21 protein-coding genes and 1 tRNA gene are annotated in these 21,268 nt (G+C 68.6%); 21 read left to right on the top strand and 1 reads right to left on the bottom strand.

What is annotated here, in order from left to right:
- The first annotated feature begins 63 nt into the window (after positions 1-63).
- A complete protein-coding gene (locus SJY20_RS13060) occupies positions 64-2,796 on the top strand; it encodes a TonB-dependent receptor domain-containing protein (RefSeq protein ID WP_380787353.1) in 2,733 nt (910 codons plus the stop codon).
- A 109-nt stretch (positions 2,797-2,905) separates the two neighbouring features.
- Here SJY20_RS13060 and SJY20_RS13055 read toward each other — a convergent pair whose 3' ends face one another.
- Positions 2,906-3,598 carry a prolyl hydroxylase family protein gene (locus SJY20_RS13055; RefSeq protein ID WP_380787352.1) on the bottom strand — a complete coding sequence of 231 codons (693 nt, stop codon included), beginning with the start codon at positions 3,596-3,598 and terminating at the stop codon, positions 2,906-2,908.
- Positions 3,599-3,747: 149 nt separating this feature from the next.
- On the opposite strand from SJY20_RS13055, the gene SJY20_RS13050 reads away from it, so the two are divergent.
- The 20 genes from SJY20_RS13050 (at position 3,748) to SJY20_RS12955 (ending at position 21,205) form a co-directional block, all read left to right on the top strand.
- On the top strand, positions 3,748-4,533 hold the full coding sequence (locus tag SJY20_RS13050) for a type II secretion system protein N (protein WP_380787351.1): 786 nt from the start codon (positions 3,748-3,750) through the stop codon (positions 4,531-4,533).
- Positions 4,530-6,740, top strand: a complete 2,211-nt coding sequence (gene gspD, locus SJY20_RS13045; RefSeq protein WP_380787350.1) for a type II secretion system secretin GspD — start codon at positions 4,530-4,532, stop codon at positions 6,738-6,740. Before SJY20_RS13050 ends, gspD begins: the two co-directional genes overlap by 4 nt.
- Positions 6,740-8,383 (top strand): GspE/PulE family protein, encoded by a 1,644-nt coding sequence (locus SJY20_RS13040; protein ID WP_380787349.1) that lies wholly within the window; start codon positions 6,740-6,742, stop codon positions 8,381-8,383. The genes gspD and SJY20_RS13040 overlap by 1 nt, the downstream gene beginning before the upstream one ends.
- Before the next feature lie 134 nt (positions 8,384-8,517).
- Positions 8,518-9,741 carry a type II secretion system inner membrane protein GspF gene (gene gspF / locus SJY20_RS13035; RefSeq protein ID WP_380787348.1) on the top strand — a complete coding sequence of 408 codons (1,224 nt, stop codon included), beginning with the start codon at positions 8,518-8,520 and terminating at the stop codon, positions 9,739-9,741.
- Between the two features lie 8 nt (positions 9,742-9,749).
- Positions 9,750-10,190, top strand: coding sequence for a type II secretion system major pseudopilin GspG (gspG, locus tag SJY20_RS13030; RefSeq protein ID WP_380787347.1), 441 nt, complete (start codon positions 9,750-9,752; stop codon positions 10,188-10,190).
- Positions 10,165-10,692 (top strand): GspH/FimT family pseudopilin, encoded by a 528-nt coding sequence (locus tag SJY20_RS13025; RefSeq protein ID WP_380787346.1) that lies wholly within the window; start codon positions 10,165-10,167, stop codon positions 10,690-10,692. The genes gspG and SJY20_RS13025 overlap by 26 nt, the downstream gene beginning before the upstream one ends.
- A 103-nt stretch (positions 10,693-10,795) precedes the next feature.
- Positions 10,796-11,239 (top strand): type II secretion system minor pseudopilin GspI, encoded by a 444-nt coding sequence (gene gspI, locus SJY20_RS13020; RefSeq protein ID WP_380788697.1) that lies wholly within the window; start codon positions 10,796-10,798, stop codon positions 11,237-11,239.
- The gene (gene gspJ / locus SJY20_RS13015; protein WP_380787345.1) at positions 11,236-11,868 is read left to right on the top strand and encodes a type II secretion system minor pseudopilin GspJ; all 633 of its coding nucleotides are present in this window, start codon (positions 11,236-11,238) and stop codon (positions 11,866-11,868) included. The genes gspI and gspJ overlap by 4 nt, the downstream gene beginning before the upstream one ends.
- A 37-nt stretch (positions 11,869-11,905) precedes the next feature.
- On the top strand, positions 11,906-12,841 hold the full coding sequence (gene gspK, locus SJY20_RS13010; RefSeq protein WP_380788695.1) for a type II secretion system minor pseudopilin GspK: 936 nt from the start codon (positions 11,906-11,908) through the stop codon (positions 12,839-12,841).
- A complete protein-coding gene (gene gspL, locus SJY20_RS13005) occupies positions 12,838-13,911 on the top strand; it encodes a type II secretion system protein GspL (protein WP_380787344.1) in 1,074 nt (357 codons plus the stop codon). The genes gspK and gspL overlap by 4 nt, the downstream gene beginning before the upstream one ends.
- Positions 13,908-14,381 carry a type II secretion system protein GspM gene (gene gspM / locus SJY20_RS13000; protein ID WP_380787343.1) on the top strand — a complete coding sequence of 158 codons (474 nt, stop codon included), beginning with the start codon at positions 13,908-13,910 and terminating at the stop codon, positions 14,379-14,381. The genes gspL and gspM overlap by 4 nt, the downstream gene beginning before the upstream one ends.
- A gap of 11 nt (positions 14,382-14,392) precedes the next feature.
- The gene (gene gspN, locus SJY20_RS12995; RefSeq protein ID WP_380787342.1) at positions 14,393-15,100 is read left to right on the top strand and encodes a type II secretion system protein N; all 708 of its coding nucleotides are present in this window, start codon (positions 14,393-14,395) and stop codon (positions 15,098-15,100) included.
- Between the two features lie 47 nt (positions 15,101-15,147).
- Positions 15,148-15,224: transfer RNA gene (locus SJY20_RS12990), tRNA-His, on the top strand.
- 34 nt (positions 15,225-15,258) lie between these two features.
- The gene (locus SJY20_RS12985; RefSeq protein WP_380787341.1) at positions 15,259-16,305 is read left to right on the top strand and encodes a Leu/Phe/Val dehydrogenase; all 1,047 of its coding nucleotides are present in this window, start codon (positions 15,259-15,261) and stop codon (positions 16,303-16,305) included.
- 136 nt (positions 16,306-16,441) lie between these two features.
- On the top strand, positions 16,442-17,167 hold the full coding sequence (ccmC, locus tag SJY20_RS12980) for a heme ABC transporter permease CcmC (RefSeq protein WP_380787340.1): 726 nt from the start codon (positions 16,442-16,444) through the stop codon (positions 17,165-17,167).
- A 97-nt stretch (positions 17,168-17,264) separates the two neighbouring features.
- Positions 17,265-17,696, top strand: coding sequence for a cytochrome c maturation protein CcmE (gene ccmE / locus SJY20_RS12975; RefSeq protein ID WP_380787339.1), 432 nt, complete (start codon positions 17,265-17,267; stop codon positions 17,694-17,696).
- The gene (locus tag SJY20_RS12970; protein WP_380787338.1) at positions 17,693-19,606 is read left to right on the top strand and encodes a heme lyase CcmF/NrfE family subunit; all 1,914 of its coding nucleotides are present in this window, start codon (positions 17,693-17,695) and stop codon (positions 19,604-19,606) included. Before ccmE ends, SJY20_RS12970 begins: the two co-directional genes overlap by 4 nt.
- Complete coding sequence (locus tag SJY20_RS12965; protein WP_380787337.1) at positions 19,603-20,130, top strand: redoxin family protein; 528 nt, start codon at positions 19,603-19,605, stop codon at positions 20,128-20,130. The genes SJY20_RS12970 and SJY20_RS12965 overlap by 4 nt, the downstream gene beginning before the upstream one ends.
- Before the next feature lie 53 nt (positions 20,131-20,183).
- Positions 20,184-20,567: a cytochrome c-type biogenesis protein CcmH gene (locus SJY20_RS12960; protein ID WP_380788693.1), complete on the top strand. Its 384-nt coding sequence runs from the start codon at positions 20,184-20,186 to the stop codon at positions 20,565-20,567.
- A complete protein-coding gene (locus SJY20_RS12955; RefSeq protein WP_380787336.1) occupies positions 20,567-21,205 on the top strand; it encodes a tetratricopeptide repeat protein in 639 nt (212 codons plus the stop codon). The genes SJY20_RS12960 and SJY20_RS12955 overlap by 1 nt, the downstream gene beginning before the upstream one ends.
- The last annotated feature ends 63 nt before the right edge of the window (positions 21,206-21,268 follow it).

Below are 21,268 nucleotides of genomic sequence, written 5' to 3'. Positions count from 1 at the left end.
GGGCGGCGGGGGCCGTCCGCGCCATGTCTCTATTCGAATGATCCTCTTGTTGCCGGGGCAGCCATGAAGTCTTCCGTTCTCGTCTCCGTCCTTCTTGCGACGACGACGCTCGTGCCCGCGCATGCGCTGGCCCAGTCGGCACCCGGTGGCGCGACCGCGGGCGGGGGCCAGTCGGCACCCGCCGGCAGCGTCGTCTCGCCGCAGGCCGGCACGCCCGCCGATCCGGCGCAGCAGGCGGATCAACAGCAGGAACAGGTCGAGATATCGACCCCCGGCGGCAACAGCGGGGGCGACGAGATCGTCGTCGTCGGTCGCAACATCCCCAACGTCGTCCGCGCGACCCCGGAGGTCGTCAGCGTCCTTTCGACCGCGGACATCGCCCGCACCGGCGAGGGCGACATCGCCGGCGCGCTGCAGCGGGTCACCGGCCTGTCGGTGGTCGGCAACGGCTTCGTCTATGTCCGCGGTCTCGGCGATCGCTATTCCTCGTCGCTGCTCAACGGGTCGCCGCTGCCATCGCCGGAACCGCTGCGCCGTGTCGTCCCGCTCGACATCTTCCCGACCAACGTGATCGCGTCGGCGCTGGTGCAGAAGAGCTATTCGGTGAACTACCCTGGCGAGTTCGGCGGCGGTGTCATCAACCTGACCACCAAGGCCGTGCCGCAGGAGACGTTCCTGCAGATCGGCGGATCGGTCGGTGCCGACACCGTCACGACCAGCGAGCTCGGTTACGTCTATGACGGCGGCAAGTACGACCAGTTCGGCTTCGACAGCGGCGAGCGCAAGGTGCCCGCGTTCATCAAGGCGGCGGGCAAGAACGGCACCTCGCCGACGTCCGCCGACCTGACCGCGCTGTCGAACGCGCCGACCACTTTGCTCCAGCAGAACAATCAGCTGCCCGCCAATTTGTCGGGCGAGATGAGCTTCGGTACGTTCACCGATGTCGGCAGCACGCGCCTGGGCGTTATCGCCGCGGCGGGGATCAGCAACACCTGGCGCACGCGTTTCGACAAGCAGCAGTCGACCGACGACGCCACCGGCATCCTGACGCGCGATTTCCGCACCGTCCTGACCGACAACCGCGCGATCGTGAACGGCCTGCTCGGCTTCGGCGCGGAGTTCGGCGAGAACAAGATCCGCTGGACCAACCTCTACATCCACGACACCCTGAAGCAGGGACGCCTCAGCAGCGGCAACACCGCGAACATCGGCATCCCGTCGCCTTACGGCAAACCGGCGTTCATCACCCAGAACACCAGCTGGTTCGAACGCCAGCTGATCGACACCCAGCTGGTCGGCGAGTTCAAGTTCGGCAACTTCGCGTTCGATACCCGTGGCAGCTATGCCAAGACCGAGCGCAACTCGCCCTACGAGCGCCAGTTCACCTATCAGTACAATACGGCGGTCAAGGACTATACCAACAACCTCAGCGGGTTGCAGAGCGCGTCGGTCGCGTTCAGCGAACTGAACGAGACGCTATGGTCAGGCCAGGCGAACCTGACCTACAACGCACCGACCGACCGGCCTTTGGCGCTCTCCGTCGGCTATGCGTACAACGACACCAGCCGCGATTCGAGCCGCTATACGTTCCAGTATTCGGCGGCGAACAACGGTGCGCTGGGCGATGTGCTGGCGCAGCTGCGCCCCGACTATCTGCTGTCCGATTACATCGTCACGACCAACGGCATCTATCTGCGCAACACCTCGACCGGGCAGGGCGCCGCCGCCTATGACGCGTCGCTCAAGGTGCACGGCGCGTACGGGCAGGTCGAAGCCGAGATCTTCGACGGTCTGCGCGCAACGGCCGGCGTTCGCTACGAGACGGCCGAGGAGCGCGTGACGCCGTCGGGCGGGGCAGCCGCGACCAACCTGAAGAACGATTATTTCCTGCCGGCGGTGACCGTCACCTGGAACTTCGCGTCGGACCTTCAGGCGCGGCTGCACTTCTCGAAGACGCTGGCCCGCCCGCAGTTCCGCGAGCTTGCCCCGCAGCTGTACCAGGATTTCGATTCGGACCGGCTGTTCTTCGGCAACGCGTTCCTCAAGGACTCGCAGCTCTACAACGCCGAGGCGCGGACCGAATGGTATTTCGCCAAGGACCAGCGCTTCACCGCGGCTGCGTTCTACAAGCGGATCAATAACCCGATCGAGGCGGTCGCGTTCTTCCCGGCAGGCAGCGACACGCTGCAGACCGGGTTCGCCAACGCACCGCAGGCCAAGCTGTACGGCGGCGAGACCGAGTTCCAGAAATATATCGGTCTGGACGTGCTCGGCGCGGACTGGCTTGCGACCCGTCGCCTCGTGCTGATCGCCAACTACACCTACACCCACTCGTCGATCAGCGCTGGCGACGAGCTGATCGCGAGCCCGTTGCAGGCCGGGTCTCAGGTCCAGCTGCGGCCTGCCAACATCCTGTTCCAGGACGGCGCGCCGCTGGTCGGGCAGTCCGACCATCTCGTAAACCTGCAGATCGGGATCGAGGACAAGAAGAGCCTGTCGCAGTTCACCTGGCTGTTCAACTACGCCAGCAACCGCGTGACCAACCGCGGGCCGGTCGGCGGCGGTGGCGGGATCCGGTTGCCCGACCTGATCGAGAAGCCCGGCATCCGGCTCGACTTCGTCGGGCGCCAAGGCATCAAGGTGATGGACAAGCAGATCGAGGTGAAGTTCGAGGCGCGCAACATCACGGGTACGGGTTACCGCGAGTATCAGACGTTTGCGAACGGCAACCAGGTCGATATCAACAAGTATCGCCTGGGCCGGATGTTCACGCTGGGCGCCAGCGTCACGTTCTGATCCGTCTTCGTCTAACCTACCGTCATCCTGACGAACGTCAGGATCCAGGGTTACCCAGCGCAGCGCTTGGGGCTCTGGGTCCTGACTTTCGTCAGGATGACGGACCGGGCTACAGCCATTCGCGTTCCCGGAACCACTTCGTGATGACGTACTTGACCCCGCTGCGCACCTTCATCCCGTGATGGAGCGTCGCGGGGTTGAGGCTGCCGTCGGCGCGGCGGTTGTTCCAGGCGAGCAGCTTGCCGGCCTCTGCGGGGACGATCTTGTCGATCGCCTTGAACCGCGTCGCGCCGCCCGCGTCCGGTGTGTTGAGATAGACCATGACGGTCCAGGTGCGGTTGCCCGCGACCGAGCAATAGCGGTCGAAATCCACCCCGGTCGGCTCGAAATAATCGGTATGACCCTTGAACTCCTGCCCGACCGCGTAGCGCTGGCCCTGCAGCGGCTCGCCGTGCGCACCGTCGAGCCCGGTCAGCGCGGCGATGCGCGCCTCGACGTCGAGCACTACCGGATCGGTCGCGTCGAGATCGCCGGTCTCGCTGGTCCGGTACGCCGCGTCGCCGTTCGAATCGGAGATCGTCGACGGGCGGCGGACCGCATCGATCCGCGCGATCAACGCAGTGCACAGATCTGGCGGCAGGAAGTCGCGTTTCACGAACAGGTCGAGCTTGGGGCTGGGCACGCGCTGGACGCCCGGCACGCCCAGTCGCGCGACGATCGGAGCGGGATCGAGCCCGGACGTGGGGGCGGACGGGGGGCCGGACGGGGGGCCGAAGCCGGGAGCGGGGGAGGTGCCAGTCATGGCGCGCTTGTGCCAAGTCGTTGCGGTCGGCGCAAATATGACAGGACTTTGACGCGGCGCTGTAACATGGCATGCCTAGCCACGGGGATGCGGAACGGAATCACATGCGGTTGAAGCTTGATGCACGGGCCCGCCGTATCTTGCGGCGGATGCCCGTCGTGAATGTCTATTCGCTGGCCGAACTGGCGCTGATGGCGGCGCTGGCGGTGCAGTGCGCGCGGTTCGCCTGGGTGCTGGCGACGCCGGTCACCCCGCTCGGCGAATGGCGCCCGGCAGCACCGATGGTCGCGGGGGCGGACATTCTCGGCAGCTTCGACCCGTTCTTTCGGTTGGGCGGCGGCGCGGGGGCACCTGCCACCGTCACCACGCTGCAACTGACGCTGTTCGGGACGCGGATCGACGAGGCGATGGGCGGCGGCTCGGCGATCATCGCGGGCCCCGACGGCGTCCAGCAGAGCGTCGCGGTCGGCGCCGAGATCCAGCCCGGCGTGCGGCTGAAATCGGTCGCGTTCGATCATGTCACGATCGAGCGGGGCGGTGCCGACGAAGACCTGTTCCTCGACCAGTCGGGCGCGGTGACTCCGGTAACGCCGGGCGTCGCGCCGGTGGCCGGCGCAGCGCCTGCCGCCGTCGGCGTCCAGATCGGCCAGTTGCGCCAGGACATCGGCTTCATCCCGCGGATCGATGCCGGCCGCATCAGCGGGCTGACGGTGCGGTCGCAGGGCAGCGGCGCGGCATTCCGCGCGGCGGGGCTGAAGGACGGCGACGTCCTGACCTCGATCGGCGGTCGCCCGGTCTCCGGCCCCGGCGACCTCGACCGCATCGCCAAGGATTTCGCAGGGGGCGGCAACGTTCCCATCACCGTCGAGCGCGGCCAGGATACGCTGACGCTCACCATCACGATCGCTCCTCCCGCAATGAAACCCGCCCAATGAAACGATATCTAGCCTCCGTCGCGGTCGTCGCGATGGCCACGACCGCGCAGGCGCAGACCACGCTGAACGTCCGCGATGCCGATATCCGCGCGTTCATCGCGGATGCCGCCAAGGTCACCGGCCGCACCTTCATCATCGACAACCGCGTCGCGGGCAAGGTGACCGTCGTCACCGACCGGCCGTTGTCGCGATCGGAATATTTCGAGATATTCCTGTCGACGCTGCGATCGAATGGCCTCGTCGCGGTGCCGACCTCGAACGGTGCGTTCCGGATCCAGCCGCTCGACAACGCGGCGTCGCAGCCGAGCCGGATCGGCGTCGCCGGCGCGGCGCGGAACAGCTATGTGACCGAGATCGTGCGGTTGCGCTCGATCGACGCGGCGAGCGCGGTCGATACGGTGCGTCCGCTGGTCAGCGCGCAGGGGTCGGTCAGCGCGAACCGTGGCGGCAACAGCCTGGTGATCGTCGATTTCGCCGACAACATCCGCCGCGTCCGCGAAGTGCTGCGCCGGATCGATACCGATAACGCCAGCACGCGGGTGATCGCGCTCAAGAACGCCAGCGCCAAGGAGATCGCGACCGCGCTGCAGGGCCTGATCGGGACCGGCACGGGCGGCGGGCAGGGCGGTGCCGCGGCGGCGGGGCCCAGCGCGTCGGTGGTCGCGGTCGAGGGATCGAACGCGGTCGCCCTGCGCGGCGATGCGTCGACCGTCGCACGGCTGTCGCAGGTGGCGATCGACCTCGACCAGAAGGCGCGCAACGGCACCGAGATCAAGGTCGTGTTCCTCGAGAACGCCGACGCCGAGCAGCTGTTGCCGGTCCTGCAGGAACTGGTCGGCCAGACGCCGACTCAGCCGACGTCGCAGGCGCTGTCGCGGACCAATTTCGGATCGAGCGGCACCAATGGCAGCTCGGGCGGACAGAACGTCCAGCAGCCACAGATCCAGCAGCCGGTACAGACCGCATCGAGCGGTGGCGGAACGGGGTCCGGCCAGCCCGCGCTGACCGCCGCGGGGGGCAAGACCGCCGCGGTCGTGACCCGCTTCACCGGCGCCAACGCGATCGTCATCGCCGCCCCCGCCGAGATACAGCGCCAGCTCGCCGAGGTAGTGCGCCAGCTGGATACGCGGCGCGAACAGGTGCTGGTCGAGGCGATCGTCGCCGAGGTGTCCGATTCGACCGCGAAGACGCTGGGTGCGCAGTTCATCGTCGGCGACCCCAGCGGCGGCGCGTTCGGCGCGTCGACCTTCTCGAATTCCGCGCCCAACATCCTGCAGATCGCCGGCGCGATCGGCGCGACGCAGCTCAACACGTCGAGCACCACGACCACCAACACCGACGGCAGCACGACCACCACCAAGAACACCAGCAGCGCCGCCGACACGCTGCAACAGTCGGCGATCGCGTCGATTCTGGCCGCGACCGGCGGGTTCGGCGGGTTCGGTGGCAAGATCGGCAGCACGTTCTTCGGCGCGATCATCAATGCGGTGAAGAGCGATAGCCAGTCGAACCTGCTCCAGGTCCCGCACCTCGTCACGCTCGACAACCAGGAGGCGCACAGCTTGGTCGGGCAGGAGATCCCGATCACCACGGGCCGCGCGCTGTCGAACAATTTCGACAATGCGTTCCAGACCACGCAGCGCCAGAATGTCGGCATCGAGCTGACGGTGCGGCCGCAGGTCAATTCGAGCGGCACGGTGAAGCTCAATTTGCGGCTTGAGGTCAGTTCGATCGCGGGGCCGGTTTCCAGCGATAACAGCGACCTGATCCTCAACAAGCGCGAGGTCGAGACCGTGCGGACCGTCGACGACGGCCAGATCGCGGTGATTTCGGGGCTGCTGGACGACAACGAGCGCCGCACGATCGAGAAGATTCCGCTGCTCGGCGACCTGCCGGTGCTGGGGCATCTGTTCACGTCGAAGGCGAAGCAGCGGTCGAAGACCAATCTGATGATCTTCATCCGGCCGACCATCCTGCGCACCGCGGAGGACAGCCGGCGGCTGACCGAGCAGCGTTATGGCTATGTGCGGTTGCAGCAGGGGCTGCAGGAACCGGGGCAGGAGCCGTCGATCGACCAGCTCGTGCGCGACTACATGGGCGCGGCGCCACCGATCCCGAGCGCGCCGATACCGGGGAATATCGAGGATCCGCGGGTTGCGGTGCCGGTGCGGAGTTCGAGCACTGTGTTTCGGCCGGCGAAGCGGTGATGATCATTCGGGAAGGGAGCGAGTTCGACCTTCTTTCCCCCCTCCCGCAGGCGGGAGGGGCCGGGGGTGGGCTCGCGCTCTCTTCGGACGATATCGTCGCGGTAGAGCGCGAGCCCACCCCCGGCCCCTCCCGCCTGCGGGAGGGGGGTGATGTCGTCCTTCCCCAACTCACCATCCCCTACGCGTTCGCGCGGAAATTCGGCGTGGTGATCGACCATACCGAGACCGACTCGCACCTCGCCATCGCGATGCGCGAGGGGGCGGACCCGAAAGTCCTGCTCGAACTGCGCCGCTATCTCGGCCGCGCGTTCGCGATCGGCGTGGTCGATGCCGTCGCCTTCGATCGGCTGCTGTCGAACGTCTATGCGATGGACGGTCAGGCCAACGCGCTGGCCGCGGTCGGGATGGGCGACGAGCTCGACCTGCTCGCGGGCGACATGCCGACCGCCGAGGATCTGCTCGACACCGCCGACGACGCGCCGGCGATTCGGCTGATCAACGGCATCATCGCCGACGCGGCACGCAACGGCGTTTCGGACATCCATATCGAGCCGTATGAGTCGGGCCTCGTCATCCGGATGCGGATCGACGGCGTGCTGCGCGAGACGCTGCGGATGCCCGCCAACGTCGCGCCGGTCGTCGTCAGCCGGATCAAGGTGATGGCGCGGCTGGATATCGCCGAACGCCGCGTGCCGCAGGACGGCCGGATGGGGCTGACGCTGGGCGGCAAGCTGCTCGACGTCCGCGTCTCGACGCTGCCGAGCCGCGCGGGCGAGCGGGTCGTGCTGCGTATCCTCGACAAGGAGAATGCCGGCATCACGCTGGAGGCGCTGGGGCTGCCGCCGGCGCTGTTCGCGCTGCTGCGCGAATCGCTGGCCGAGCCGAACGGGATCATCCTGGTCACCGGACCTACGGGTTCGGGCAAGACGACGTCGCTGTACGCGGCGCTGCGCCTGCTCAACGATGGCAGCCGCAACATCCTGACGGTCGAGGATCCGGTCGAATATGCGGTCGACGGGGTCGGCCAGACGCAGGTCAATCCGAAGGTCGGGCTGACCTTTGCGGCGGGGCTGCGTGCGATCCTGCGGCAGGATCCCGACGTCGTGATGGTCGGCGAAATCCGCGACCGCGAGACCGCCGAGATCGCGGTGCAGGCGTCGCTGACGGGGCATCTGGTGCTGTCGACGGTGCATACCAACGACGCGATCGGCGCGATCACGCGGATGCGCGACATGAAGGTCGAGAGTTTTCTGCTCGCGTCGACGCTGCGCGCGGTGATCGCGCAGCGGCTGGTGCGGCGACTGTGCCCGACCTGTCGCCGGCCGGTGGCGGCATCGGAGACGGTCGCGCCGCTGCTGGGGATCGCGCCGGATGCGACGGTGTATGTCGCGCAGGGTTGCGACGGGTGCGCGCAGACCGGGTACAAGGGGCGGATCGGCGTGTTCGAGGCGGTGCGGATCGACGACACCATCCGGCGGCTGATCAACAGCGATGGGGATGAGGGCGCGATCACCGCGCATGCGTTCGCGCGGAGCCCTAATTTGGCGCAGTCGGCGCGGGAGCTGGTGCTGTCGGGGCAGACTACGGCTGAGGAGGCTGTGCGGGTGTCCAGGCGGGATACGGCGGAGGTGGAGGATGCGTGAACCTCAGCCAAACCCGGTCCGTCACCCTGAACTCGTTTCAGGGTCCACCTGCATGCGAACGCTGCCGATTGTGGAGCGGTGGATGCTGAACCAAGTTCAGCATGACGGGTGTGTGTTGGGGGTCGGTCGGCAGCATGGCTGACTTCGACTATCTCGCGATCGATACGAAGGGTGCGGAGAAGCGGGGGCATATTGCCGCCGCGGATATCGACGTCGCCCGCGCTACGCTCGACGCGCGGAAGCTGTACGTCGTCAAGCTTGCGCCGGGTGCGCCGCCGCAGGCGACCGGGCGGCCGTTGTTCGGGCTCCAGCTCGGCAAGCCCAGGATGTCTGGCAAGAACCTGACGCTGTTCACGCGCCAGCTGGCGACGCTCAACCGCGTCTCGCCGCTCGAGGAATCGCTGCGCACGATCACCCGCCAGACCGAGCAGGACAGCGTTCGCGGGATCGTTGCGGCGGTCCATGCGGGTGTGGTCGAGGGGCGACGCCTCGCCGATGCGATGGCGCGCGAGCCGAAGAGCTTTCCGCCATTGTACCGCGCGATGGTCGCTGCCGGCGAAAGCTCGGGGTCGCTGCCGACCATCCTCGACCGGCTTGCGGCGCTGCTCGAACGCCAGGCCGAAATCCGCGGGAAGCTGATCACCGCGCTCGCCTATCCGTCGATCCTGGCGCTGGTCGCGCTGGGCGTCGTCACCGCATTGATGATGTTCGTGGTGCCGCAGGTCGTCGAACAGTTCGACACCGTCGGCCAGCAGCTGCCGTTCCTGACCCGGATGGTGATGGCGTTCTCGGCGTTCCTGGTTGGTTATTGGTGGGTGATGCTGCTGGTCGTTGCGGTTGCAGCGCTGGGGGGCTGGCAGGCGCTGAAGAACCCCGATCTGCGGCTCGCGTTCGACAGCTGGCTGTTGCGGATTCCGTTGCTCGGCCGGTTGCTGCGCGACCTGCACGCGGCGCGGATGGCGCGGACGCTGGGGACGATGGTGGCGAGCCGATTGCCGTTGCTCGACGGCCTTAACCTGACCGCGAGCACGATCCACAACCGGCGGTTGCGGCTCGCGTCGGACCAGATCGTCGAGGCGATCCGTGGCGGTGGCAGCCTGTCGGCGGCGATGCGTCGCGCCGGCGTGTTCCCGCCCTTGCTCACCTATCTGGCGGCGAGCGGCGAGGCGGCGGGGCGGCTCGACGAGATGCTGGAACGCGCCGCCGACTATCTCGAACGCGAATTCGACCGCTTCACCGCGACCGCGCTGTCGCTGCTCGAACCGCTGATCATCGTCGTGATGGGCGGTATCGTCGCGACGATCGTGCTATCCATCCTGCTCCCGATCCTCCAGCTCAACACGCTGGCTGGCCAATGAGGTTGTTCATGCGTCCCAGTCCCAAGAAGCGTCGCCGCGAAGCCGGCTTTACCCTCGTCGAATTGATGGTCGTGATCGTCATCATCGGCCTGCTGGCGACGATCGTCGCGCTCAACGTGCTGCCATCGGGCGACACCGCGCGGATCCAGAAGGCGAAGGCCGACATCGCGCAGATCGAGGGCGGACTGGAGCTGTACAAGCTGCAGAACATGAGCTTCCCGAACACGTCGCAGGGGCTGAACGCGCTGGTCAGTGCGCCTGCGGGGCTCGCCGATCCGTCGCGGTACCAGCGTGGCGGCTATCTGAAGAAGCTGCCGAACGATCCCTGGGGCCGGCCGTATCTGTATGCTTCGCCGGGCACGCATGGCGAGGCCGACGTGTGGACCTTCGGCGCCGATGGCAAGGAAGGCGGGCAGGGGATCGATGCCGATATCGGCAGCTGGCAGTAATCGCCCTTCGACCTCGGCCCCGGCCTGCGCCGGGGCGCTTTCGCGCGCGAAAGACGCACGCGAAAGCGGCTTTACGTTAGTCGAGCTGATGGTCGTGGTGACGATCATCGGCCTCGCCTCGGCGTCGGTAGTGTGGGCAATGCCCGACCCGCGTGGGCGGGTGCAGGACGAGGCGGTGCGCTTTGCAGCGCGCGTTCGAGCGGCGCATGATTCGGCGATCGTCGAAGCGCGCCCGGTGAGTGTGTGGGTGACCGGCGGCGGCTATGGCTTCGACCGGCGGCTGTCCGGTGGCTGGGTGCCGATCGCGGAGAAACCGATGCGCGTCGAGCGCTGGAGCGAAGGGACCAAGGCCAGCATCGGCGATGCGAGTGGTCGCGTCCGCGTGACGTTCGACCCGACCGGGCTGACCGACCGTCCCGCGGCGATCCGGCTCGACCGTGATGGGGTGGGATCGGTCGTCAATATCGACGCCGATGGCAGCGTCCACGCCGATGCGGGGTGAACTTTGCCAGTCCGATGCGAAGGCGTTGCCCATGCGTCAATTTCGCCGTCATGCCGGACTTGGTCCGGCATCCATCGTGCTCCGCACTCATTGGCCGCTGAAAATGCGGGACGATGGACCCCGGAACAAGTCCGGGGTGACGGAGCTTGCGGGGGAAGCGCAGGGACTAGATCGGCGACAACCAGCAGAGCGCGGGTTTACACTCATCGAGATCATGGTCGCGCTGGCGGTGTTCAGCCTGGCGGCGATGGCGCTCGTGCGGCTGGAAAGCGCGACGATCCGCGGCGCGACGATCCTCAACGAAACGCTGGTGGCGCAGATGGTCGCGCGCAACGTCGCGATCGAGGCCGTCACCGATGGCGTGCCGCCCACCGCCGGACGCGTCACCGGTGTCGAGACCAATGGCGGTCGGGCGTGGGCGTGGACGCGGCAGGTCAGTGCGCTCGGCGATGCGGGCGTGCTTAGGATCGACGTCATGGTCGCGGCGCCGGGCGGCGCGATGCTCGGCCGCCTGACGATGATCCGGCCACCGAGGGGCGCGGCGTGACGCCGCCGCGGTCCGAGGCCGGCTTCACGCTGATCGAGGTGATGGTCTCGCTGCTGATCTTCGGGATGATCGCAGCGGCGGGCGTCGCGATACTGTCGTTCAGCGTCCGCGCGCAGGGCACCACCGGCGCGAAGCTCGACGACATGACCGCACTGACGCGGACCGTGTCGATCCTGTCCGCCGACCTGGCGCAGGCGCGCGACCGCGGTGCGCGCGATGAGGCGGGGACGATGATGCCGGCGTTCGTCGGCCAGAGCGGATCGGGCGTCGCGCCGATGCTGCGGTTCGTCCGCGCCGGGTGGAGCAACCTCGACGGGGCGCCGCGCGCCAGCCTGCAAAAGGTCGCGTACCAGGTCCAGGACGCGACCTTGCAGCGGATCGCCTACCCGATGGTCGATGGCGCGCAGGGCCTGCCGCCGGCCGCGCTGATGACGCATGTCCGCCAGGTCGCGCTGCGCTATCGGATCGCCGGGGCGTGGAGCGACCGCTGGGACGGCACGACCGGGGTGCCGTTGCCCGATGCGCTCGAGCTGCAGGTCCAGCGCGACGACGGCACGCTGTTCCGCCAGCTGTTCCTGGTCGGATCGGGGTATGTCCCGGTAATGGATCAAGCCAGTGCGCCCGGTTGACCCCGCCGAGCGCGGCGCCGCGCTGCTGACCGTGCTGATGCTGGTCGCGATCATCGCGGTGATGGCGGGTGCCGCGCTGGAGAAACTGCGGCTCTCGACGCGGCTGGCGGGGAATGCGGCGGCGGGCGAGCAGGTCCGCGCCTATGCCTATGCCGCCGAGACGATGGCGGTGACGCGGATCGGGTCGATGCTGGGCGCCAATCCCAAGCGCGTGACGCTGGCGGGTGGATGGAGCGACAAGCCGTACGGCCTGCCGCTGCCCGGCGGTGGCTTCGCGACCGCGCGGGTGCGTGATGGCGGCAACTGCTTCAATCTGAACGGCCTGGTGACGCGGACGTCGGACGGCCTTTACGTCACGCGGGGCGAGCAGCGGCCGGTGTTCGTCCGCTTGATGCGGCTGTTGCAGGTGCCCGCGCAGGTCGCCGAACAGATCGCGTCGAGCGCCACCGACTGGATCGACAGCGACCAGGACCAGCAGGCGATGGGTGCGGAGGACGGCACGTATCTGGGGCGCGACCCCGCCTATCGCACCGCGGGCACGCTAATGAGCGATCCGAGCGAACTGCGCGCGGTCGCGGGGATGACGCCGCAGATCTACACGACGCTGCGGCCCTGGGTCTGCACGCTGCCGGTCGCGCAGCCGGCGCCGATCAACGTCAACACGCTGCTGCCCGAACAGGCGCCGCTGTTCGCGATGCTGTTGCCCGACACGCTGTCGGTCGAGGCGGCGCGCCAGCTGATCCTCAAGCGGCCGCCGCCGGGCTACGGCGCGACCTCCGAGTTCTTCAAGGGTGCGGCGCTGCAGGGGGCGACCGATGCGGGTGCGGAGGGGCAGACCGCGGTGGTGTCGAAGTGGTTCACGCTCGACATCGACGTGACGCTCGGCACCACGCAATTGCAGGAACGCGCGCTGATCGACGCGACACGACTTCCCGCGCGGCTCGTATCGCGGCAATGGGGCGAGCCATCATGACGACGTTACTGTTCCTTCCCGCCGGCGAGACCGGATACCGCTGGATGCGGGTGGTCGATGCGCGCATCGCGGACGAGGGCGAGGGGTTGCCCTTGGGGGACGATCCCGTCGTCGCGGTCGCGCCGGCCGAGGATGTCACGCTGCATTGGGCCGAGTTGCCGTCGCGCAGTCCTGCGCAGGCGACGGCCGCCGCCCGGCTGCTGGTCGCGGAGGCGAGTGCTGCGCCGCTTGCCGAACTCCATGTCGCGGTTGGGGACGAGGGCAGGCCCGACCGCCCCATCGGCGTGGTCGGCGCAGGATTGATGGGCGACTGGCTGGCGGCGCTCGCGGCGGAGGGGATCGATCCGGTCGCCGTCGTGCCCGCGCCGATGCTGCTGCCGCAGCCCGCGGAGGGATACGCGCGCGCCGAGATCGCGGGCGTCGGCGTGGTGCGGGGGACGTCTAGCGGGTTTGCCGACGACGCGCTGCTGACGCCGTTGATCACCGGTGGCGTGGCGCCAGTGATGGTGAGCCCGGAAGCGCTGGCCGATGCGCTGGTCGCGGCCGCCGGTGCGCCGGCGCTCGACCTGCGGCAGGGACCGTTCGCGCGGCGACGGCGGTTTGCGCTCGACTGGGCGCTGATCCGGCGACTGGCGATGCTGGCATTGCTGATCCTGGCGGTGACGCTGGCGATCTCGCTGGTCCGGATCGCCAAATACAGTTTCGGCGCCGACGCGCTGGAGGCACAGGCGGATGCGATCGCGCGCACCGGATTGCCGCGTGGCGAGACCGTGACCGATCCGTCGCGCCAGCTCGACGAGCGGCTGTCGCGCGTCCGCGGCCCCGGCCTGGGGTTCAGCGCGACCACCGCCGCGGTATTCGCCGCGGTCCGCGCGACGCCGGGCACCGAAGTGACCGCACTCGATTTCCAGGCGAACGGCGATCTGCGGCTGTCGGTCGCGGTCGAGCGCGAGGCGCTGGCGACCGACCTGAAGCGTGCGCTCGAATCGGCGGGCTTCACGGTCCGCGCGGGGACGTTCCAGATGGCGGCGGGCCGCGTGACGGGGGATTTGACGGTGACCGCACGATGAGCGCGCTGCGTATCTGGTTCGACGGCCGCGCGCCGCGCGAGAAGAAGCTGTTGCTGGTGATGGCGGCGCTGGCGGTGCTGACGCTGATCTGGGGCGCTATCATCCGGCCGGTCGGCGACGGCTTGGCGAGCGCGCGCGAACGCCATGCGGATGCGGTGACGCGGCTGGGCGAGACCCAGGCGCAGGTTGCGGCGTTGCGCGCGATCCAGCGGGGCCGGCCGCGCCCGCTAACGGGCACGCTGGCCGATGTGGTGCGGATCGAGGCGGACCAGGCCGGCTTCACGCTCGCCAGCCTCGACCAGGACGGCGCCAATGTTCGCGTCGCGATCCAGTCGGCGCGGCCGGCGGCGCTGACCGCCTGGCTGGCGCGGCTGGAACGGATCGGCATCCTGGTCGAGACCGCGACGATGACCGACACCGGCAACAAGTCGGTCGGCGTGACGCTGGTCCTGAAGGCGCGTGCGGCATGAGGCGGATCAGGTTGAGGACCGCACCCACCGCGCTGTTCGGCGCGATGCTGGTGATCGCGCTGGTGGTGTTCCTGCCGATGCGTGCCGCACTCGGCTGGGCCGGTGTCGGTGCGCAGGGGTTCGTGGCGCGGAGCGTCAGCGGGACGATCTGGGGCGCGACGTTGCGGGATGCACGATTCGGCGATCTCGCGCTTGGCGACCTGCACGCGCGGCTGTCGCCGTGGCCGCTGCTGGTCGGGCGCGCCAAGATCGTGCTGGAGGGACCCGAATCGGCAGCGCAGACGCTGCGCGGGGCGGCCAGCATCAGCCGCCATGCCGTCGGGATCGAGGACCTGACCGCGCATATTGCCACCGGCGGCGTGTTCGCACCGGTGCCGGTCTCCGCGCTCGACCTCGATGCGGTCAGCGTCGTGTTCCGCGATGGCCGGTGCGAGAGCGCCGAGGGCCGGGTTCGCGCGACGCTGTCCGGCGATGTCGGCGGGATCGCCTTGCCACAGACCGTCGCCGGCAACGCGCGTTGCGATGGCGACGCGCTGATGCTGCCGCTGACCAGCCAGGCCGGCGTCGAGGGTATCGCACTGCGTATCGATGCGGGTGGCCGCTACCGTGCGGCGCTGTCGCTGCGCCCGTCCGACCCCCTTGCCGCAGCGAAACTGGAGGCGGCTGGGTTCGTCGCCAGCGACGGCGGATACCGTCTTTCGATCGAAGGGCAATTCTGAGTCCTTGACGGGACGGCCACCGTCCCGCTAGGGGCAGCGCCTTCGCGGCGATCGTAGTTCAATTGGTTAGAGCGTCGGCTTGTGATGCCGGATGTTGCGGGTTCAAGTCCCGTCGGTCGCCCCATATCTTCTTCCTCAGATTATCTCCGGGGCATTCCATGACCAGCTGGGGCTTCCCCGACTTCGACGACCACGAAGGCGTCCACCTCTTCACGGACCCCGCATCGGGTTTGCAGGCGGTCATCGCCGTGCATTCGACCGCGCTCGGACCCGCAGCGGGCGGCGCGCGCTTCTGGCATTACGCCGACAGCGACCGCGCGATCACCGATGCGCTGCGCCTGTCGCGCGGCATGAGCTTCAAGAACGCGATGGCCGGGCTCGAACTCGGCGGCGGCAAGGGCGTCGTGCTCGCGGCCAAGCCCGGCGACACGATCACCACGGCGCAGCTCCAGGCGTTCGGCCGTGCGGTCGAATCGCTCGGCGGCCGCTATGTGACCGCCGAAGACGTCGGCATGTCCGAAGAGCGCATGAAGGTGATCGCCAGCCAGACGCGCTACGTGTCCGGCCTGCCGGTCGCCAGCGGCGCCGCTGGCGGCGATCCCGGACCCTATACCGCACTCGGCATCTATCTCGGTGTGAAGGCTGCGGCCCAGCGCGGGCTGGGCGCGACCGACATGAAGGGCGTGCGTGTCGCGATCCAGGGCGTCGGTTCGGTCGGCGGCGGGCTCGCGAAGCTGCTTGCCAAGGACGGTGCGGTGCTGACGCTGGCCGATGTCGACGAGGGCCGTGCGCAGAAGCTGGCCGGCGAACTCGGCGCGACCGCGGTTGCCGCCGAGGCGATCATGACGGTCGAGGCCGACATCTTCAGCCCCAACGCACTGGGTGCGATCCTGACCGAAGCGTCGATCGCGGCGCTGAACGCGAAGGTCATCGCGGGCGGCGCGAACAACCAGCTGAGCGTCCGCGACGACGGTCGCCGGGTGCACGAGCGTGGTATCCTGTATGCGCCCGACTACGTGATCAACGCTGGCGGCATCATCAATGTCGGTCTCGAGTATCTGGGTCATGGCGACGAAGCCGAGGTGAAGGCGCGGATCGCGCGGATCCCCGAGCGGCTGGTCCAGGTCTGGGACGAGAGCGACCGTACCGGCGAACCGGCGTCGGACGTCGCAGACTCGATCGCGCGGAAACTGATCGGGCGTTGAGCTTGGTGGCGTCCCGGGGTCGACCCGGGATGCCGTGTCGCGGACTTCGGGACCTGTGCCATCACCGCGGGACGTACCGAAAGCCGCTGCAACTCGCGCGTGACGGCCTGCGGTTTTACCCATAAGAGCGGCGCTAGTGCCGACGCTTCACGCCTTTGCAAATCCCGCGCGCTTCCTGAAGATCGCCAGGCCGCTGACGCCCGTGCTGTTGTGGCTGGGTGCGGCGCTGATCGCGGTCGGGTGCTGGGCCGGGCTGACGCAGACGCCCCCCGATTATCTGCAGGGCGAGACGGTTCGCATCCTCTACATCCATGTTCCCGCCGCCTGGCTCGGCATGGGCGGATGGAGCGGGATCGCGATCTCGAGCATCGCGTACCTGGTCTGGCGGCATCCGCTCGCCAGCGTCGCGGCGCGCGCGATCGCGATGCCGGGCGCGGTGTTCGCGACGATCTGCCTGGTCACAGGTTCCATCTGGGGCCGACCGACCTGGGGAACGTGGTGGCAATGGGATGGGCGGCTGACGTCGATGCTGCTGCTGGTGTTCGTCTATCTCGGCTACATGGCGCTGGCCCGCGCCGATGCGGAGCGTGGCGGCGATGGCCGGGTGCCGGCGATCTATGGCATCGCGGGCACGGTGCTGCTGCCGATCATCCGCTATTCGGTGGTGTGGTGGAACACGCTGCACCAGGGGCCGAGCATCGGCCTGCGCAGCTCGACGATCGCGGGTTCGATCCTGTGGCCGCTGCCGATCATGCTGGCGGGCTTTACCTGCGTATTCGCGGCGATCGTGCTGATGCGGATGCGTGCGACGCTGGCGACCACCAAGGCCGAGGCGCGGATGCGGCGGATGGCGCGCGCATGAACCCCTGGCCGTTCATCGCTGCGGCCTATGCCCTGACGCTTGGCGGCGGGGCGGTGCTCGTGCTGATCAGTTATATCGCGATGCGGCGCGCGGAGCGATGAAGGCCAAGCATCAACGCCTGACGCTGGCGCTGCTCGCGCTGGCCGCGGTGGTGGTTGCCGGGTTGCTCGCGCTGTCGGCGCTGAAGGACCAGGCGGCATTCTTCTATGCGCCGTCCGACGTGCGCCGCGACGGGCTGCCGCTGGGGCGCGCGGTGCGGCTGGGCGGGATGGTCGAGGGCGGATCGGTGAAGCGCGCCGCCGACGGCGTCACCGTGCATTTCGTCGTCACCGACGGCCAGGCGACGACGCCGGTGGTGTTCGCGGGGATCGTCCCCGACCTGTTCCGCGAGAAATCGGGCGTGGTTGCCGAAGGGGTGTTCCAGCCGAACGGCAGCTTCATCGCGTCGAACCTGCTGGCCAAGCACGACGAGAAATACATGCCGCCCGAAATGGCCGGCAAGATGCATGAGACGAAAACACTGAAATGATGGCCGAAGCGGGACTTGCGGCGCTGTGGTTCGCCGGCGCGCTGGCGGCGTTGCAGCTGGTGATGGCGGCGATCGCAGTGGCGCGCGAGCGGGCCGAGGTGGCCGTCGCGGTACGCCCGGTGGCGATCGTGCAGGGACTGCTCGCGCTGCTGGCGATGGCGTTGCTGATCGGCGTCTTCCTCGATTCCGACATGTCGGTGAAGCTGGTCGTCGAGAACAGCCATTCGGCCAAGCCGTGGCTCTACAAATTCGCCGGCGCGTGGGGCAACCACGAGGGGTCGATGCTGCTGTGGGTGACGATCCTGGGGCTGGCCGGGGGCGCGGTGGCGATGTTCGAGCGTTCGCTGCCCGAACGCACGCTGATTGCGACGCTCGGCGCACAGGCGGCGATCGCGCTGGGTTTCTATGCGTTCCTGCTGTTCTCATCGAACCCGTTTGCGCGGATCATGCCTGCGCCGGCGGACGGCTTGGGGCTGAACCCGCTGTTGCAGGATCCGGGTTTGGCGTTCCATCCGCCGACGCTCTACACCGGCTATGTCGGGCTGTCGGTCGCGTTCTCGTTCGCGGTCGGCGCGCTGGTGACCCGCGATGTCGGACCGGCGTTCGCGCGGGCGATGCGGCCCTGGGTGTTGATCGCCTGGATTTTCCTGACGCTGGGGATCACCGCGGGCTCCTATTGGGCGTATTACGAGCTCGGCTGGGGCGGCTGGTGGTTCTGGGATCCGGTCGAGAACGCCTCGTTGATGCCGTGGCTTGCTGCGACCGCGCTGCTGCATTCGGTGACCGTGCTGGCGACGCGCGACGGCCTGCGCGCCTGGACGATCATGCTTGCCGTCGTGGCGTTCTCGATGTCGATGATCGGCACGTTTTTGGTGCGCTCGGGCATCCTGACCAGTGTCCACGCCTTCGCGGTCGACCCGGAGCGCGGCGCGTTCATTCTGGCGCTGCTCGCCATCTATATCGGCGGCGCGCTGGCGCTGTTCGCGGCGCGGATCGGTACCGTGCGGGCGGGCACGACGTTCGACCCGGTCAGCCGCGAGGGTGGGCTGGTCGCGAACAATCTGCTGCTCTCGGTGATCCTCGGGATCGTGTTGATCGGCACGCTGTACCCGATCGTCGCGGCGAGCTTCGGCGTGCAGCTGTCGGTCGGGCCGCCGTTCTTCAACAAGGCGGCAGGGCCGATCGCGCTGCTGCTGGTCGCGGTGATGGCGGTCGGGCCGTTGCTGCGCTGGCGCCGCGACGACGCGCGCGCGGTGATCGCGCGGGCGGCGGCACCGATTGGTGCGACGGTGCTGGCCGCGCTCGCCCTTCTGCTCATCCGGCCCGGCGTGTTGCCTTGGGCGGGGCTGTCGCTCGCGGCGGGCCTCGCGGTCGCCAGCGTCGCGCCGTTGTGGAAGCGCAACCTGCGCCGCACGCCGTTGTTCACCTATGGCATGGTCCTCGCGCATCTCGGGATCGCCGTCAGCCTGGCGGGTATGGCGTCGGACAGCGCCTTCACCAGCGAGACGCTCGTCGCGGTACGCGCGGGCGAAGCGGCGCGGGTCGGGCCGTACAGCGTGACGCTGGACGGCATCAGGCCGTTGATCGGCGAGAACTGGTCGGCGCTGGAAGCACGGCTGACCGCGACGCGGGGCGGTAGTTCGCGGATACTGCACCCGCAGCTGCGGTTCTTTGCGAACCCGCCGACCAATACCAACGAGAGCGCGATCCTGACGGTGCTCGACGGCCAGCTCTATACCGTGCTCGGCCAGCCCGACGGGCAGGGGCGCTGGCAGCTGCGGCTGTGGTGGAAGCCGTTCGTGACGCTGATCTGGGTGGGCGGAGCGATGATCGCGTTGGGCGGGCTGTTGTCGCTGCTGGGGCGGGTACGTCGCGAGCGGCGTGCTGCGCAACGGGAGTTCTGGGCATGAGGCGAATCGCGCTATGGGCGCCGCTGGGCGTCTTTGCGTTGCTGTTCGCGGTGGTCGCGAGCGGGCTGATCAGGCCGGCGAGCACGACGATCAAGTCGGCGATGGTCGGCAAGCCGCTGCCGCGGTTCGCGGTGCCGCCGATCGTCGCGGGCAAGCCCGGGCTTTCCAGCGCGACGTTCGGGCAGGGCGAGCCGCGGTTGCTCAACGTGTTCGCTAGCTGGTGCATCCCGTGCATCGCCGAGGCGCCGCAGCTGATGCGGCTGAAGGCGATGGGCGTGCCGATCGACGGACTCGCGGTGCGCGACACCGGCCCGGCGGTGACGGCTTTCCTCAAGCGCAACGGCGATCCCTATGCGCGGATTGGCAGCGATGCGCAGAGCGCGGTGCAGCTGTCGCTCGGCTCGTCGGGCGTGCCCGAGACGTTCGTGATCGACGGCCGCGGGGTCGTGGTGAAGCAGGTCATCGGCGACATCCATGCGGATGACGTGCCGGCGATCCTGCAGGCCTTGAAGGACGCGCGGTGAGAGGGGCTTTCCTTATTCCCCGCCCGCGAGCGGGAGGGGAGGTTCTTGCGGGGCTGCTGCTCTGCATCTCGCCGGTCGCCGCACAACCCTCCACGCCGCCTGCGCACTACGCCAACGTGCAACTCGCCGACCCCGCCAAGGAAGCGTCGGCCAAGGCGCTGATGGAGACGCTGCGCTGCCTGGTCTGCCAGGGCCAGTCGATCGCCGACAGCGATGCGGACATGGCCGCCGACATGCGCGCGCTGGTCCGCGAGCGGGTGGAGGCGGGGGAGACGCCGGATTCGATCCGTGCCTGGCTGGTCGCGCGGTACGGCGACTATGTGACCTATGATCCGCCGCTGTCCGGCCTGACCTGGCCGCTGTGGTTGGCGCCGCTGGCGTTGCTCGCGGTCGGCGGCTGGATCGCACGATCGAGTTTCCGGCGGAGGGTGCGCTGATGGGCTGGATCTCGCTTGCGATAATTGGCGTCGCGGCCTTTGCGATGCTCGCCTGGCTGAAGGTCGACCGGCTGCTGTGGACGATGGTCGCCGCGGCGCTGATGCTCGGGGCAGCCGGCTATGCGTTGCAGGGCTCGCCGTCGTTGCCCGCGCACCCGGTGGTCACCGCGCTGGCGCCGACGCCGGACGACGGCGAGCTCACGGACCTCCGCGACCGCATGCTCGAACGCTATACCGGGCAGGCCGCGTATCTGGTCGCCGCCGACGCGATGACGCGGCTCGGCGACCGCCGCGCCGCGGTGCAGGTGTTGCTCGGCGGCATCCGGATCGCGCCGAACAGCCTGGTGTTGTGGACCGGGCTGGGCGAGGCGCTGGCGGCGCATGACGGCAATCAGGTGTCGCCGGCGGCGCTGTTCGCGTTCCAGCAGGCGATGCGGCTGGCACCGCGCCATCCGGCGCCGCCGTTCTTCCTGGGGCTTGCCTATGTGCGTGCGGGTAACCTGGAAGCGGCCCAACCCTATTGGGCGCGCGCGCTGGCGCTGACCCCGCCGGGTATTTCGTACCGCAAGGATATCGCGATCCGGGTGGCGCTGCTCGATCGTGTGCTGGCCACCCCGGACGCCGCGCCCGGAAAGTAATTGCGCCCGGTGGTGCGCTAAATATCTGTCCGACCGGGCCCGTTCTGTGGCATCGCTGACGCC

It is taken from the genome of Sphingomonas sp. R86521, from assembly GCF_042466235.1.
In the GTDB taxonomy this organism is placed as follows: Bacteria; Pseudomonadota; Alphaproteobacteria; order Sphingomonadales; family Sphingomonadaceae; genus Sphingomonas.
This window is presented reverse-complemented; position numbering and strand designations above follow the sequence as displayed.

Excerpts from the sequence above, each read along its gene's own strand:
- SJY20_RS13060 (WP_380787353.1), top strand. The coding sequence starts at position 64 with ATGAAGTCTTCCGTTCTCGTCTCCGTCCTTCTTGCGACGACGACGCTC.
- SJY20_RS13055 (WP_380787352.1), bottom strand. The coding sequence starts at position 3,598 with ATGACTGGCACCTCCCCCGCTCCCGGCTTCGGCCCCCCGTCCGGCCCC.
- SJY20_RS13050 (WP_380787351.1), top strand. The coding sequence starts at position 3,748 with ATGCCCGTCGTGAATGTCTATTCGCTGGCCGAACTGGCGCTGATGGCG.
- gspD (WP_380787350.1), top strand. The coding sequence starts at position 4,530 with ATGAAACGATATCTAGCCTCCGTCGCGGTCGTCGCGATGGCCACGACC.
- SJY20_RS13040 (WP_380787349.1), top strand. The coding sequence starts at position 6,740 with ATGATCATTCGGGAAGGGAGCGAGTTCGACCTTCTTTCCCCCCTCCCG.
- gspF (WP_380787348.1), top strand. The coding sequence starts at position 8,518 with ATGGCTGACTTCGACTATCTCGCGATCGATACGAAGGGTGCGGAGAAG.
- gspG (WP_380787347.1), top strand. The coding sequence starts at position 9,750 with ATGCGTCCCAGTCCCAAGAAGCGTCGCCGCGAAGCCGGCTTTACCCTC.
- SJY20_RS13025 (WP_380787346.1), top strand. The coding sequence starts at position 10,165 with ATGCCGATATCGGCAGCTGGCAGTAATCGCCCTTCGACCTCGGCCCCG.
- gspI (WP_380788697.1), top strand. The coding sequence starts at position 10,796 with ATGCGGGACGATGGACCCCGGAACAAGTCCGGGGTGACGGAGCTTGCG.
- gspK (WP_380788695.1), top strand. The coding sequence starts at position 11,906 with ATGCTGGTCGCGATCATCGCGGTGATGGCGGGTGCCGCGCTGGAGAAA.
- gspL (WP_380787344.1), top strand. The coding sequence starts at position 12,838 with ATGACGACGTTACTGTTCCTTCCCGCCGGCGAGACCGGATACCGCTGG.
- gspM (WP_380787343.1), top strand. The coding sequence starts at position 13,908 with ATGAGCGCGCTGCGTATCTGGTTCGACGGCCGCGCGCCGCGCGAGAAG.
- SJY20_RS12985 (WP_380787341.1), top strand. The coding sequence starts at position 15,259 with ATGACCAGCTGGGGCTTCCCCGACTTCGACGACCACGAAGGCGTCCAC.
- ccmE (WP_380787339.1), top strand. The coding sequence starts at position 17,265 with ATGAAGGCCAAGCATCAACGCCTGACGCTGGCGCTGCTCGCGCTGGCC.
- SJY20_RS12970 (WP_380787338.1), top strand. The coding sequence starts at position 17,693 with ATGATGGCCGAAGCGGGACTTGCGGCGCTGTGGTTCGCCGGCGCGCTG.
- SJY20_RS12965 (WP_380787337.1), top strand. The coding sequence starts at position 19,603 with ATGAGGCGAATCGCGCTATGGGCGCCGCTGGGCGTCTTTGCGTTGCTG.
- SJY20_RS12955 (WP_380787336.1), top strand. The coding sequence starts at position 20,567 with ATGGGCTGGATCTCGCTTGCGATAATTGGCGTCGCGGCCTTTGCGATG.